Consider the following 13,169-nt stretch of genomic DNA (forward strand, 5'->3'; position numbering starts at 1 on the left):
TAATCCATTTGACGAAAATGAAATGAAAACAATGAAATAATAAAATATATAAATGGCCGAATTTCTTTACGAAAACGGGGGAACCGATTTTTAGGGGTGAGTTTCGCTGAATTCCTGGATATTCCAAGGATCCAAGCGAATAGGGCAACCGTTCATGTCCGAATCCGTCAGCTAACCTCGTAGGTCTTTGAGCAGGGACCAATCAAAAAGCATTGGATTTCCAGTGCTTTTTTTCTTTGCTACAAAAAGGATGGAGTGATCAAGTTGCAGTTGAACATGTGGGTAAAATGGTTCAGGTTTTCCCCGCCGCAGATTTTAGTATTGGGCTTTGCAGCCATTATCCTCGTCGGAGCGCTGCTGTTAATGCTGCCGATCTCAAGTACAACAGGGGAATCTTTACCTTTCGTTGATGCGCTGTTTACCGCAACTTCAGCAACCTGTGTAACTGGATTAATCGTCGTGGATACCGGGACATATTATTCTACGTTCGGTCAGGTCGTGATTATGCTGCTGATTCAGACCGGCGGTCTCGGTTTCATGACCGTGGCTACCCTATTCTCGCTCGTATTCAAGCGTAGAATATCGCTCAAGGATCGTCTTTTGCTGCAAGAGGCGATGAACCAGAACACGATGGAAGGGATCGTCCGCTTGATTCGCAAGGTTCTGATCTATTCCCTGGTCATTGAGAGCAGCGCGGCGTTAATCTATACGATTCGCTGGTCCTTTGATATGCCGTTTGGACGCGCGCTATATTTTGGAATCTTCCATGGAGTGTCCATGTTTAATAATGCCGGTTTTGACTTGTTTGGCCACTATCAGAGCCTTACTCGCTACGTAGGCGATCCGATTGTTAACCTGGTTACGATGTTCCTGATCGTATCCGGTGGCCTTGGATTCATCGTGTTGTCGGATCTCGTTGACTTCCGGAAGCACCGGAAGCTATCGCTTCATTCCAAAGTGGTATTGACGATGACGGCTTCGCTTATATTGATCGGGGCCTTGGTGATTTACGTATTTGAATTTACAAATCCGGGCACCTTCTCAAGCCTTAGCTGGGGAGAGAAGATATGGGCTTCCTTCTTCCAGTCGGTATCGCCGCGGACGGCAGGGGCAAATACGGTCGACCTGGGCTTGCTAAGACAGGCAACTCAATTCTTTATGGTTATCCTTATGTTTATCGGTGCTTCCCCGAGCTCTACCGGGGGCGGGATTAAGACAACGACCTTCATGATTCTGGTCGGCGCTGTCATCTCGATGATTCGCGGCCGGTCTGATCTAGTGCTGTTCCGCTATCGTCTGACTCAGGACCGTATCTTCAAAGCAGTTACGCTGACGATGTTATCCTTGTTTCTTGTCATCGCGGTATCGATGGTGCTATCGACGACCGAGAGTGCAAGCTTCCTGAGCATCCTGTTCGAGACGACTTCGGCTTTTGGCACGGTTGGCTTGACCGTAGGATTAACGGGTAAATTAACAGTGATAGGTAAATTTATTATCAGCTTCACGATGTTTGCCGGACGGCTTGGGCCATTGACGATGGCTTATGCGCTTGGGCCGAAGAAGGGCAAAGAATTATATAGACATCCGGAAGGTAAAATTATTATTGGATAAGGGGAAGGTTAAGCATGAAAACACAGCAGTTTGTAGTGATCGGACTGGGGCGTTTCGGATCTAGTTTGGCACTGGAACTGATGGATCTCGGTTATGAGGTACTGGGAATCGACCGGGATGAGGAAATTGTAAATGAATGGAGCGATAAGCTGACTCATGCCGTTGTGGCTGACGCAACGGATGAAGAGGTGCTCAAATCGCTGGGAGTGCGTAACTTTGACTGCGGGATCGTCGCGATCGGCAATGATATTCAGATGAGCATATTAGCGGCGATTTTGCTTAAAGATCTCGGCTTGCCGATGGTAGTAGCCAAGGCGATCTCAGTACTGCATGGCAGGGCACTGGAGAAGTTGGGCGTGGATCGGGTTATTTCGCCGGAGCGGGATATGGGCATTCGGGTAGCTCACCAATTGGTGACGCCCAATCTGCTGGATTATATCCAGCTATCCAAAAATTACAGCATCGTGGAGATGAACGTTCCGGAATGCCTTAACGGTAAAAATGTAGGGGAGCTTCATCCGCGAGCGCGCTTTGGCTGCACGATTGTGGCTATTCATCGCGAGAATGGCGTTATCGTTGCCCCGACAGCGATGGATCAATTGAAAACCGGAGATATCATGGTCATTATCGGCTCCAATGAAAATGTTGAAGAGTTCGAGATGATGGTCAACGAGAATATTTCCTAATCTATCCCTGGGATGTGATCACAGATGGAATCTGCAGCTACCGAGGCCATCAGGCACTTACTTATTTTGATTTTATTTGTTATTACCGTGGGTATGATCTCGGGGAAAATTGCTTCCATTCTTAAGCTCCCGGATGTAGCAGTCTATATTGCAACAGGGATGCTGCTGGGCCCGGGGCTCGGCTGGATTCATGAAGCGAGCGGCTCGCTGATCAATCAGATCATTCTGACCGTTGGCTCGGTCCTGATTCTGTTTGATGGGGGACGCAACTTAAGGCTTAGCGGGCTCAAGGAGATTTGGATCAGCCTCTCGCTGTTAAGTGTATTGGGAGTGCTAATTACGATGGGCGTAGTTGGTGTAGGGGTTCATTATTTATTTGGGGTCAGTTGGGTGTTCTCGTTCCTGGCCGGTGCGGTGATCGCTTCAACGGACCCGGCATCCATCATTCCGGTGTTCAGGCAGGTGAACATCAAGAAGCGGGTTCGGGAGACAGTGGAAAGCGAATCAGCTTTCAATGATGCTACCGGCTCGATTCTAACCTTTGCCTTCCTGGCGGCAGTTGCCAGCGGAAGAGAGCTGAACATCGGGATCATGGGCTGGGATTTCGTAAAGACAGCCTTTGGCGGCATTGCTGTCGGACTTGTTATAGCCGGTTGTCTGTCGTATTTTACCGGACATATTAAGCGCGGGATTCTAAGTGAATATACGACCCTCGTTATGATCGTGTGTGCATTGGCCAGCTATCTGATTGCGGATTTGCTGGGTTTCAGCGGATTTATGGCTACTTTCGTAGCTGGAGTTATATGGGGGAACGCGGACATATTCAATCTGAATATGGAGGAAAAGCGCTCAGAGATCGGAGCCGTCTCCGACAACATTACTTTAATGATGCGCATGCTAATTTTTATCCTTCTAGGCAGTCAAGTGAATTTCACGACGCTGGGGCATTACTTCTGGCAAAGTCTGGCTGCTGTCTTAATATTGATGTTCGTGGCCCGGCCTGTAACGGTGTTGATCTGCGCATGGCCAGACCGTAAAGCGAAGTGGACCTGGCAGGAACTGCTCTTCATGTGCTGGGTGCGGGAGACGGGAGTTATTCCCGCGGCGTTATCCGGCATGATTGTAGGGATGGGCGTCGCCAATGCCCAGATGATTTCAGCGATCGCCTTTATGGCTATTATGCTGACGATTATCGTACAAGCCAGCACGACAGGTTGGGTAGCCCGGAAGCTGGGGCTTGAAGTAAGCAAGGAAGCGGCGCGCCTGTAAGACAGGCGCGCTGCTTTTTTATACATATTAGATAGTAAGAACCTGAATCAAATGGCTGCGGATGTCGTTTACCCATTCTTTGATTTCACTGCTTAGATTGGTCTTGCTGCCATAGATCAGACAAGTCTCCCGGCGTGTCTGCTCCAGCTCCTTCATCGGCAAGGTGACGAGATCATTATCCCTTAGAAGTTGCTTGCGCAAATAGGATTTTGGAAGCAGCGTGGCGAATTTACAAGTGGGCAGAAGACGCACGATCGCTTCAAAGGAATCGATCTCCATCCTGACATCAGGGATAATGCCATAACGTACGAACATCTCATCAATCAGCTTGCGATACCAGGTGCCTTTGGAGAAGATGATCATCGAGCGGTCGTTCAGATCGCCCATCGTCACAGGACCGCCATCCGCAAGCTCGTGTCCGCGCGGGACGACCAGTTCAAGATGATCCTGGAAGAGCGGAATGCATTTTAAGCCGGACTCGCTGATGGAGGAGGCGATGACGCCGATATCGACTTTTTTCTCCCTAACGTAGGAGACAATTTCATGGGTTTTGCCAGTAAGCAGCTTGACCTCCATGTCCGGGTAGTTGTTCATCAGAGCGGTGACAAGAGGAGGCAATGTTGTCTGCAATGTTGTGAGGCTGGCGCCAAGGGTTACGATGCTGCGATTGGCTGCTTTGAAGCGTGAGACGGACTGCAGAAAGTTCTGATGGCGCTGCTGCTGCTCCATGGCATATAGATAGGCCTCATGACCAACCCGGGTCAACTCCAGCTTCTTGCCGTTGCGGTGGAACAGGGCGATTCCCCATTCTTCCTCCAGCTTGGCAATTTTCCTCGATAAGGCAGGCTGAGACAAATTAAGCAGCTTCGAAGCTTTATTTAAGCTAGACTGTTCTACAACGGTAGTAAAGACAATCAATTCTTCCAGCAATTCGATCCTCCTCTTTATTCAATCGATTTCCACAGATATATTCTCTTATGCGTAATAGTTATAACAGTTAATAATTATATTGCAATTCCATTATAAGCTAAAAAGGAGTAACATGAAAGTGACACAAGTTGTTCACATGTTACTTTTGTAACAAAGTACTTAGATGGCGGTTTGTGCGATTTTTCATATACGATTTATTTCGTAGACTGCTGTCGAATTTTAATGTATGAGTATTTAAAAGGACGATGGAGACAAGAAAGGGGTACACGAACTTATGAAAGGGTTTTATTCCAGGAAACTGCATTCGCTTCTGGGCATTATTCCGCTAGGTTTTTTCCTTCTGGAGCACATGCTGACGAACTTCTCTGCGGTTGAGGGGGGGAGCCAGGGCTTTAAGGACAGTGTGGCATTCTTGAACAGTCTGCCGCTGATCCTGGTACTGGAGATTGTGGGCATTTATTTGCCGCTGCTGTACCACGGGGTTTACGGCATATACATCGCTTTTCAGGCGAAGCCGAATAACGGCAATTATGCTACGGAGCGCAATCTGCGCTATCTGCTGCAGCGAATTACGGGAATTATCGTATTCATATTTGTGATCTGGCATGTGTATGAGACGAGAATACAAGTGGCGCTTGGCCATGTAACGCACGATCAGTTGGGCGGAGTCATGCATGACATTATGATGCAGCCGATATTTTTCATTATTTATTTGATCGCGGTTGTGTCTGCCTCTTTCCATTTTGCCAATGGCTTATGGTCGTTTCTAGTTAGCTGGGGCATTACGGTGGGGCCGCGCTCGCAGCGTGTATCCTCATATATTTGCATGAGTATGTTTGTGATCGTATCGATAATGTTTGTATGGTCATTGTTCGCATTCCGCAGTGTGGAATTTGCGGGAGGAACGGCCCTGCTGCAATCATTTAGAATGCTAGGATAGGGAAGGCCGCTTGCGAAGCAAGTTTTGTACGATGTAAATCTAAGCAGCATAGCTCACAAAACGAAGCGAATGCTTACGAAGCAAGTTTTGTATGGTGTCAGTCTAAGTAGCATAGCTCACAAAACTTTTAGGAGTTGAAAAGGATGTCGAAACAAAGCATAGTTGTCGTCGGTGGAGGGCTTGCCGGGCTGATGGCTACCATCAAGGCGGCCGAAGCCGGGGTTCAGGTTCATCTATTCTCGATCGTTCCGGTTAAGAGATCGCACTCTGTGTGTGCGCAGGGCGGGATCAACGGCGCGGTAAATACAAAGGGGGAAGGCGACTCTCCTTGGGAGCACTTCGATGATACGGTATACGGCGGAGACTTCCTCGCCAACCAGCCGCCTGTCAAAGCCATGTGTGAAGCAGCACCGGGCATTATCCATCTGATGGACCGGATGGGGGTTATGTTCAATCGTACCCCTGAAGGCCTCCTCGATTTCCGCCGATTCGGCGGTACGAAGCGCCACCGTACGGCGTTTGCCGGTGCAACAACTGGCCAGCAGCTGCTTTACGCTCTCGATGAACAAGTTCGCCGTCATGAGACGGAAGGGCTGGTGGTCAAATATGAGAACTGGGAGTTCCTGTCCGTAGTTCTTGATGACGAGGGGGCTTGCCGCGGTATTACTGCACAGAATTTACGCTCTATGGAGGTCGTGACCTTCGCCTCGGATGCCGTGATACTGGCAACAGGCGGGCCGGGGATTATTTTTGGCAAGACGACCAACTCTGTTATTAACACAGGAACAGCAGCGAGCGCGGTGTACCAGCAAGGCGTGCATTATGCAAATGGTGAATTCATTCAAATCCATCCGACAGCGATTCCAGGCGATGATAAGCTGCGCCTGATGTCGGAGTCAGCTCGCGGTGAGGGCGGACGGATCTGGACTTATAAAGACGGCAAGCCATGGTACTTCCTTGAGGAGAAATATCCGGCCTACGGCAATCTTGTGCCACGGGATATCGCAACGCGGGAGATCTTCTCTGTATGTGTTGACCAGAAGCTTGGCATCAACGGCGAGAACATGGTGTATCTCGATTTGTCGCATAAAGATCCGAAGGAACTGGACGTTAAGCTCGGCGGCATTATTGAGATTTATGAAAAATTCGTCGGCGATGATCCGCGTAAGGTTCCGATGAGAATCTTCCCGGCGGTCCATTACTCGATGGGCGGCATGTGGGTCGATTATAATCAGATGACGAACATCCCGGGGCTGTTTGCAGCAGGCGAATGCGATTATCAATATCATGGAGCCAACCGCTTAGGTGCGAACTCGCTCGTATCCGCTATTTTCGGCGGCATGGTTGCCGGTCCTAAAGCGGTGGAGTACATTCACGGTCTGAAGAAATCGGTCGAAGATATGAGCTCGACAATACTGGACAATGCCCGCAAGGTACAAGAGGACAAATTCGAGAAGCTGCTCAAGATGGAAGGCAAGGAAAATGCCTATGTACTCCATAAAGAGCTAGGGGATTGGATGACGGACAATATGACCGTGGTTCGCTATAACAATCGATTGGAAGCAACGATTAACAAAATTAAAGAACTGAAGGTTCGTTATAAAGATATCAATATTAATGATAATTCGCGTTGGAACAACGCGGGGGCTGCCTTTACCCGTCAGCTATGGAACATGCTGGAGCTGGCTGAAGCGATGACGCTTGGCGCATTGCTCCGTAATGAGAGCCGTGGCGCCCATTATAAACCGGATTATCCGGATCGTAATGACGGGGAATTCCTGAAGACGACCAAGGCGACTTGGACGCCGGACGGGCCGCAAATTTCATATGAAGATGTCGATGTATCACTGATTCCGCCGCGTATTCGCGACTATTCGAAGGAAAAGTAGGAGGGGAGAGCAATGGCAATGGCGGAAACAAAAGCAGCAAGCAGAAAGATAAAGTTTATTATCACGCGTCAGGATGGCCCGGAAACCAAGCCATATACCGAGGAATTTGAACTTGATTATCGTCCTGGTATGAATGTAATCAGTTCCCTGATGGAAATTCAGCGCAACCCGGTGAATATGAAGGGTGAGCATATTGCTCCAGTATGCTGGGAGTCGAACTGCCTGGAGGAAGTATGCGGAGCCTGCTCCATGGTGATTAACGGTAAACCACGTCAGGCTTGCGCTGCTCTGATTGATAATTTGGAACAGCCGATTCGTATCGAGCCGATGCGCACCTTCCCTGTAGTACGGGACCTGATTATCGACCGCAGCCGGATGTTTAATGCTCTGAAGAAGGTCAAAGCCTGGATTCCGATCGATGGTACGTATGATCTCGGTCCTGGACCGCGGATGCCGGAGAAGAAGCGGCAATGGGCATACGAGCTTTCGAAATGTATGACTTGCGGCGTCTGTCTGGAGGCTTGTCCGAATGTGAATGAGAAGACAGACTTTATGGGCCCGGCTCCGATCTCACAGGTGCGTCTGTTTAATGCTCATCCGACCGGTGAAATGAACGCCGAGGAGAGACTTGAGGCATTGATGGAAGCTGGAGGCATCGAAGGCTGCGGCAATTCGCAGAACTGCGTACGGGCATGTCCAAAAGGCATTCCGTTAACGACCTCGATTGCCGAGATGAATAAAGCGACAACCAAGCATATGTTCAAGCGCTGGTTGGGCGTGTAATACCTAGCGTAGAATGGATTCCTATATCCCATGAATAGAATGGGGTATAGGAATTTTTTTGTCTCCCAAACAAAAGTAATAGGCTGGAGAATAGTCCATTGATCGTTCTGATTGACGATCTCTGCCGCCACATGCTAAGGTTAGCGAAGCTGGGATGGTATTGGCTCGTTGTTATTCACGTGAACCATTTCACTTTTAATTGGAATAGTTAAATTGACCTTTTACTTTCATTTAAGGAGGCCAATGATGAAATATCTTTATTTAACATTAGGTTTTTTATTTCTGGGTTTGGGGGCGATTGGCGTATTTCTTCCCGTGCTGCCTACGACCCCGTTCCTGCTGCTCGCCTCGTTCTTCTTTTCCAAAGGTTCTGACCGGTTTCACCGTTGGTTCCGCGGTACGAAGCTGTACAGGGAACATTTGGAGGAGTTCATTCATTCGCGATCTATGACGCTTCGCGGCAAGCTCGGGATACTTGCACTAGCTACTTCTATGTTGGCCATAGCCTTTATTGTAATGAATAATTGGATCGGCAGAGGTTGTATCCTGCTTCTTATCTCGTTTATGTACTACTATTTTATTTTTCGTATCAAAACGGTGAGAAGATCGGAGACGACTGCCTCTGTTGAAGAGATTAAATGATAGTTGCCATACATTACGGCATAGGAGTACGATTAATATATAAAATTTATGGCAAGCAATAAATGATAGGAAGGAAAGTGAATTTGCTATGGAAGCTTCCAATACAGTGAAATTAACCACTTTAACAACCAAGGGAGGATGTGGCTGCAAGATCGGTCCGGCCGATCTTATGCAGGTCATCCGTAGTCTACCGCCAACAGAGCCTAACCCTGATTTATTGGTGGGTTTGGATACAAGCGATGATGCAGGGGTATATAAAATCAGCGAGGATCTGGCTCTGGTGCAGACGCTGGATTTCTTTACGCCAATTGTTGATGATCCGTATTCCTTCGGACAGATCGCAGCGGCTAACGCGATTAGCGATATATATGCGATGGGCGGTAAGCCTTTGACAGTGATGAACATCGTAGCTTTTCCAATTTCGACGTTGGACAAGAGCATTCTGGCTGACATTTTGCGCGGAGCTGCGGACAAGGTGCGGGAAGCCGGAGCTACCTTGGTCGGCGGCCATTCGATCGATGATAAGGAGCCGAAGTTCGGTCTCGCAGTTACCGGCTTGGTGCATCCGGACAAGGTAAGGACCAATGCCGGCGCGAAGGCTGGCGATAAGCTGATCCTGACGAAGCCAATCGGTGTGGGCATTATGACGACTTCGATCAAGAAGGGACAGCTAACTGCTGAAGAGACAGAGCGGGTTACCCGTGTCATGGCGACACTGAACAGAAAAGCGGCAGAAATGATGGAGCCGTATGATGTTCATGCGTGTACGGATGTGACTGGATTTGGGTTGATGGGACATGCTCTGGAAATGGCAAAAGGCAGCGGAACGGGAATCCTTATTAAACAGGATCAGGTTCCTGTATTGCCGCGCGTGCGCGAGCTGGCAGAGAGCGGGTTCATCCCCGGCGGAACGAAGAATAACTTCGCTCATGTGGAGGGGGATATTTCGTTCCCGGAAATGATGGATCAAACCGACCGCTGGATTTTGTGCGATGCAGTGACCTCCGGTGGTTTGTTGATCGCCGTTGCAGCTGATGAGGCGAATTCCTTGCTGGACGAGCTGGTTAAAGCAGGGGTTGAAGCGAGCCTGATCGGTGAAGTGACAGACCAGCATCCAAGCCGCATCGTTGTTAAATAATAAGCGCGTGATCCGAGCTTTTTGAACAACCTCCATAAAAGCAAGTTCAAAAAGTACGGTTTTCAGCACCGAGAAGGTTGAATGAAGCTAGGGCGTGAGGAGCGGAGCGTACGTAGTGGGTACGTGAGCACCGGAAGGCCCGGCTGAATTCAGGATTCGATGTCGAATCTGCTTTCAGTGGTGGCTTCGTGATCAAAAGTGAGCTTTTTGAACAACCTCCGTAAAAGCAAGTTCAAAAAGAACGGTTTTCAGCACCGAGAAGGTTGAATGAAGCTAGGGCGTGAGGAGCGGAGCGTACGTAGTGGGTACGTGAGCACCGGAAGGCCCGGCTGAATTCAGGATTCGATGTCGAATCAGCCTTCAGTGATGGCTTCGTGATCAAAAGTGAGCTTTTTGAACAACCTCTATAAGCAGGAAGGGAAAGAGATTAATGTTTCAGGATCTAAGCATCAACGACTGGCTAGAAAAAAAAGACAAGGGCATGACGATGATCGATGTACGTTCCCCTTCAGAATATGCCGATTCATCGATTCCAGGCAGTATCAATATACCTCTGTTCGATGATCAGGAACGGGCCGAGGTAGGTACGTTATATACACGAGTAAACGTTGAAGCCGCCAAAGAGCGGGGGCTGGAGCTTGTATCTGCCAAGCTGCCCCGGTTTATCCGCCAATTTGCCGATATAGAAGGCCCTAAGACGGTGTTCTGCTGGCGTGGGGGGATGCGAAGTAAGACGACGGCCACCTTATTGTCTTTGATGGATATCCACGTCTATCGACTGGCCGGAGGGTACCGTGACTATAGAAAATGGGTCGTATCGACTTTAGAGAGTATGGATTTCACACCGAGTGCGCTCGTTATCCATGGAAATACAGGGAATGGAAAGACTGCGATTTTACGTAATTTGCATGCGAAGGGTTATCCGGTTGTTGATCTGGAAGGAATGGCCGGACATCGTGGTTCGGCCTTCGGACATATTGGATTGAAATCCAACAACCAGAGGATGTTTGATTCTCTGCTATTGGAAGATCTGCTGCGTTTGCAGCAGAGCGAATACATTATGCTAGAGGCAGAGAGCAAAAGAATCGGTAAAATTTGCGTGCCTGATTTCATCCTGTCCAAGAAGGATCAGGGAAGGCATATTAAGCTGGAGCTGCCGCTGGAAGTACGCGTGCAGAATATTTTGGATGACTATGAGCCTTGGAAATATCCGCAGGATTGCATGCTTGATTTTCAGAAGATACGTTCCAAGATTCATGTGCCGATCGCTGCCGAGATCGCAGAATGTCTGGAGCAGGGAAGATATGCACCGGCCGTGGAATTGCTGTTGCTTCATTATTACGACAAGCGGTATGCTTATTCGGAGAAAAATTATGCGGAGAGTGATTTCATCACGATTACCGCCAATACCATGGAAGAAGCGGAGCAACGATTAGAGCAGCTTCTACAAGAGAGTTATCATTAAGAGGATTATATGGCGCATAAAGGGGGACGTCGTTCAGGAACGATGTCCCTCTTCTATTTGAGTCAAACTGGAAAAATAAAGGAAATAAAGCTACAATAAAAAAGATTAGCTGTTTGGAAGGGTCAAACAAGACATCACTTACTGGAGGCATCAGGTATGAAGAAAAGAATGATTTTTCGATATGTATGTGTTCCCTTGTTTGCAGTTGTCCTATTCGTTGCCGGCTGCGGTGGTGGGGGCGGCGGGACGGACTCCAGCCGTAACCATCAAGGTGGAAATACATCGTCCGGAACCGAAGGAAATCTGAATGGAAATCAGACTGGCGAAGATAATCAACCGCCTTCCTCGATGCCCGAACCAACGGATCCGGTGCAAGTGAAGTTGGATTCGCTAAGCACGGCCGAGAAGATTGGTCAATTGTTCATCGTTGGCATGGATGGAACTGCGAGCAATGACAACATCCGGGAGCTGCTGCAGCAGCAGCATGTTGGAGGAGTTATTTTCTATAAGAATAATATAGAGAACACGAAACAAGCTTTATCCCTGTTCAATCAGCTTAAGGAGGAGAATAGGGATAATCCTGTACCGTTAATCCTTAGTGTTGATGAAGAGGGAGGACGGGTCTCGCGAATGCCGGCTGATTATACAAAACTGCCGGCAGCGGCGAAAGTCGGCGCGGTAGGGGATGCCAAGGCAGCGGAGGAGTTAGGAGACATTATTGGCACGGAGTTGGCGGGCTTTGGCCTAAATATGGACTTCGCCCCTGTGCTTGATGTCAATAGCAATCCTGATAATCCGGTGATTGGCGATCGCTCGTACAGCTCCTCGGCCTCGACTGTTAGTGAGATGGGGCTTGCTGAAATCAAGGGGCTAAGCGGGCAGGGGGTTATTCCGGTTGTCAAGCATTTCCCTGGACATGGCGATACGTCGGTTGACTCTCACTTGGGGCTTCCGGTCGTTAAGCACGATCTGGAGCGGCTGCGCAAGCTTGAGCTTGTTCCCTTTCAGGCCGCAATTGAGGCTGACGCTGATGCCGTTATGGTTGCTCACCTGCTAATGCCCAAGCTGGACCCGGATCATCCTGCTTCCTTCTCCAAGGCGGTTATTCAAGATCTGTTGCGCGGTGAGCTTGGCTTCGGCGGGGTCGTTATCTCGGACGATATGACAATGGGAGCTATTTCCGAACACTATAAAATAGAGGATGCTGCGGTCCAGTTCATTCTGGCGGGCGGCAATATCGTATTGATCGGACATGAACTCGAAAAAGAGCAGGCGGCCATTCAAGCGATTACCGATGCTGTAGAACAGGGAACAATCCCGATGAATGTACTTGATGATCGCGTGTATAAGGTGCTTGATTTGAAGGAGAAATATAAGTTGAACGATGACCCGGCGAAAGGGCCGGATACCAAGCAGGTCAACAAACGAATCCAACAATTTTTGAGTGAGTTTAAATTATAATAGATCTTGTTCAGGACTGTCTTGCTCGGATGAGGGGGCGGGTTGATGCAGGTACTGCTGCAGGTCGATCCCTCCTCCAAGCCCGATGTATACGCCCTCTGCCTCCAGCAGCATTCTCTGGAGCGAAGCGCCCTCGTCATCCTGAAGGGCAATTTCTCCTCGCGAGTTCACCACTCTATGCCAGGGAAGCTGATATTTGCGGCTCATGGAATGGAGGATACGTACGACCTGTCTGGCCGCGCGAGGGCTTCCGGCCTCTTTGGCGATCTGACCGTAGGTCATCACCTTTCCTTCCGGAATGGATGATATAATGTGGATTACCTGGGTAGTAAACGGCTGCATAGGTGAGCACTCC

Annotated in this window: 12 protein-coding genes and 1 riboswitch; of the genes, 10 read left to right on the forward strand and 2 right to left on the reverse strand. The window is 49.1% G+C overall.

What is annotated here, in order from left to right:
* Positions 1 to 44: 44 nt before the first annotated feature.
* Positions 45 to 201, forward strand: a riboswitch (cyclic di-AMP (ydaO/yuaA leader).
* Between the two features lie 75 nt (positions 202 to 276).
* Genes DMN77_RS14510 through DMN77_RS14520 form a run of 3 tightly spaced genes read left to right on the forward strand, consistent with a single transcriptional unit; the run spans position 277 to position 3,566 of the window.
* On the forward strand, positions 277 to 1,611 hold the full coding sequence (locus DMN77_RS14510; protein WP_179015582.1) for a TrkH family potassium uptake protein: 1,335 nt from the start codon (positions 277 to 279) through the stop codon (positions 1,609 to 1,611).
* Between the two features lie 14 nt (positions 1,612 to 1,625).
* The gene (locus DMN77_RS14515; protein WP_068777941.1) at positions 1,626 to 2,297 is read left to right on the forward strand and encodes a potassium channel family protein; all 672 of its coding nucleotides are present in this window, start codon (positions 1,626 to 1,628) and stop codon (positions 2,295 to 2,297) included.
* 24 nt (positions 2,298 to 2,321) lie between these two features.
* Entirely contained in the window at positions 2,322 to 3,566 is a 1,245-nt protein-coding gene (locus DMN77_RS14520; protein ID WP_179015520.1) for a cation:proton antiporter, read from the forward strand.
* Positions 3,567 to 3,593: 27 nt separating this feature from the next.
* Here the strand turns inward: DMN77_RS14520 and DMN77_RS14525 are convergent, their stop codons facing one another.
* A complete protein-coding gene (locus DMN77_RS14525; protein ID WP_179015521.1) occupies positions 3,594 to 4,496 on the reverse strand; it encodes a LysR family transcriptional regulator in 903 nt (300 codons plus the stop codon).
* A gap of 274 nt (positions 4,497 to 4,770) precedes the next feature.
* Between DMN77_RS14525 and DMN77_RS14530 the strand changes: the two genes are divergently transcribed.
* From DMN77_RS14530 to nagZ, 7 genes are all read left to right on the forward strand, one after another.
* On the forward strand, positions 4,771 to 5,436 hold the full coding sequence (locus DMN77_RS14530; RefSeq protein ID WP_068777938.1) for a succinate dehydrogenase cytochrome b558 subunit: 666 nt from the start codon (positions 4,771 to 4,773) through the stop codon (positions 5,434 to 5,436).
* Between the two features lie 143 nt (positions 5,437 to 5,579).
* Positions 5,580 to 7,325 carry a succinate dehydrogenase flavoprotein subunit gene (gene sdhA / locus DMN77_RS14535; protein ID WP_179015522.1) on the forward strand — a complete coding sequence of 582 codons (1,746 nt, stop codon included), beginning with the start codon at positions 5,580 to 5,582 and terminating at the stop codon, positions 7,323 to 7,325.
* Positions 7,326 to 7,343: 18 nt separating this feature from the next.
* Positions 7,344 to 8,108, forward strand: a complete 765-nt coding sequence (gene sdhB / locus DMN77_RS14540; protein WP_068777987.1) for a succinate dehydrogenase iron-sulfur subunit — start codon at positions 7,344 to 7,346, stop codon at positions 8,106 to 8,108.
* Between the two features lie 243 nt (positions 8,109 to 8,351).
* A complete protein-coding gene (locus DMN77_RS14545; RefSeq protein WP_256872401.1) occupies positions 8,352 to 8,750 on the forward strand; it encodes a YbaN family protein in 399 nt (132 codons plus the stop codon).
* An 88-nt stretch (positions 8,751 to 8,838) separates the two neighbouring features.
* On the forward strand, positions 8,839 to 9,888 hold the full coding sequence (gene selD / locus DMN77_RS14550) for a selenide, water dikinase SelD (RefSeq protein WP_068777935.1): 1,050 nt from the start codon (positions 8,839 to 8,841) through the stop codon (positions 9,886 to 9,888).
* Positions 9,889 to 10,318: 430 nt separating this feature from the next.
* Positions 10,319 to 11,353, forward strand: coding sequence for a tRNA 2-selenouridine(34) synthase MnmH (gene mnmH, locus DMN77_RS14555; protein ID WP_068777934.1), 1,035 nt, complete (start codon positions 10,319 to 10,321; stop codon positions 11,351 to 11,353).
* A gap of 156 nt (positions 11,354 to 11,509) precedes the next feature.
* A complete protein-coding gene (gene nagZ, locus DMN77_RS14560; RefSeq protein ID WP_068777933.1) occupies positions 11,510 to 12,814 on the forward strand; it encodes a beta-N-acetylhexosaminidase in 1,305 nt (434 codons plus the stop codon).
* On the opposite strand, the gene DMN77_RS14565 is transcribed toward nagZ, so the two are convergent.
* On the reverse strand, positions 12,809 to 13,156 hold the full coding sequence (locus DMN77_RS14565; protein ID WP_179015523.1) for an MGMT family protein: 348 nt from the start codon (positions 13,154 to 13,156) through the stop codon (positions 12,809 to 12,811). The two genes, nagZ and DMN77_RS14565, sit on opposite strands and share 6 nt — an antisense overlap.
* Positions 13,157 to 13,169: the final 13 nt, after the last annotated feature.

The organism is Paenibacillus sp. 79R4 (assembly GCF_013393165.1).
Classification (GTDB): Bacteria; Bacillota; Bacilli; order Paenibacillales; family Paenibacillaceae; genus Fontibacillus.

What these genes read in the sequence shown, in the direction of transcription:
- DMN77_RS14515 (WP_068777941.1), top strand. Translation starts at nt 1,626, where the DNA reads ATGAAAACACAGCAGTTTGTAGTGATCGGACTGGGGCGTTTCGGATCT.
- sdhB (WP_068777987.1), top strand. Translation starts at nt 7,344, where the DNA reads ATGGCGGAAACAAAAGCAGCAAGCAGAAAGATAAAGTTTATTATCACG.
- selD (WP_068777935.1), top strand. Translation starts at nt 8,839, where the DNA reads ATGGAAGCTTCCAATACAGTGAAATTAACCACTTTAACAACCAAGGGA.
- sdhA (WP_179015522.1), top strand. Translation starts at nt 5,580, where the DNA reads ATGTCGAAACAAAGCATAGTTGTCGTCGGTGGAGGGCTTGCCGGGCTG.
- mnmH (WP_068777934.1), top strand. Translation starts at nt 10,319, where the DNA reads ATGTTTCAGGATCTAAGCATCAACGACTGGCTAGAAAAAAAAGACAAG.
- DMN77_RS14545 (WP_256872401.1), top strand. Translation starts at nt 8,352, where the DNA reads ATGATGAAATATCTTTATTTAACATTAGGTTTTTTATTTCTGGGTTTG.
- DMN77_RS14510 (WP_179015582.1), top strand. Translation starts at nt 277, where the DNA reads ATGTGGGTAAAATGGTTCAGGTTTTCCCCGCCGCAGATTTTAGTATTG.
- DMN77_RS14530 (WP_068777938.1), top strand. Translation starts at nt 4,771, where the DNA reads ATGAAAGGGTTTTATTCCAGGAAACTGCATTCGCTTCTGGGCATTATT.
- nagZ (WP_068777933.1), top strand. Translation starts at nt 11,510, where the DNA reads ATGAAGAAAAGAATGATTTTTCGATATGTATGTGTTCCCTTGTTTGCA.
- DMN77_RS14565 (WP_179015523.1), bottom strand. Translation starts at nt 13,156, where the DNA reads ATGCAGCCGTTTACTACCCAGGTAATCCACATTATATCATCCATTCCG.
- DMN77_RS14520 (WP_179015520.1), top strand. Translation starts at nt 2,322, where the DNA reads ATGGAATCTGCAGCTACCGAGGCCATCAGGCACTTACTTATTTTGATT.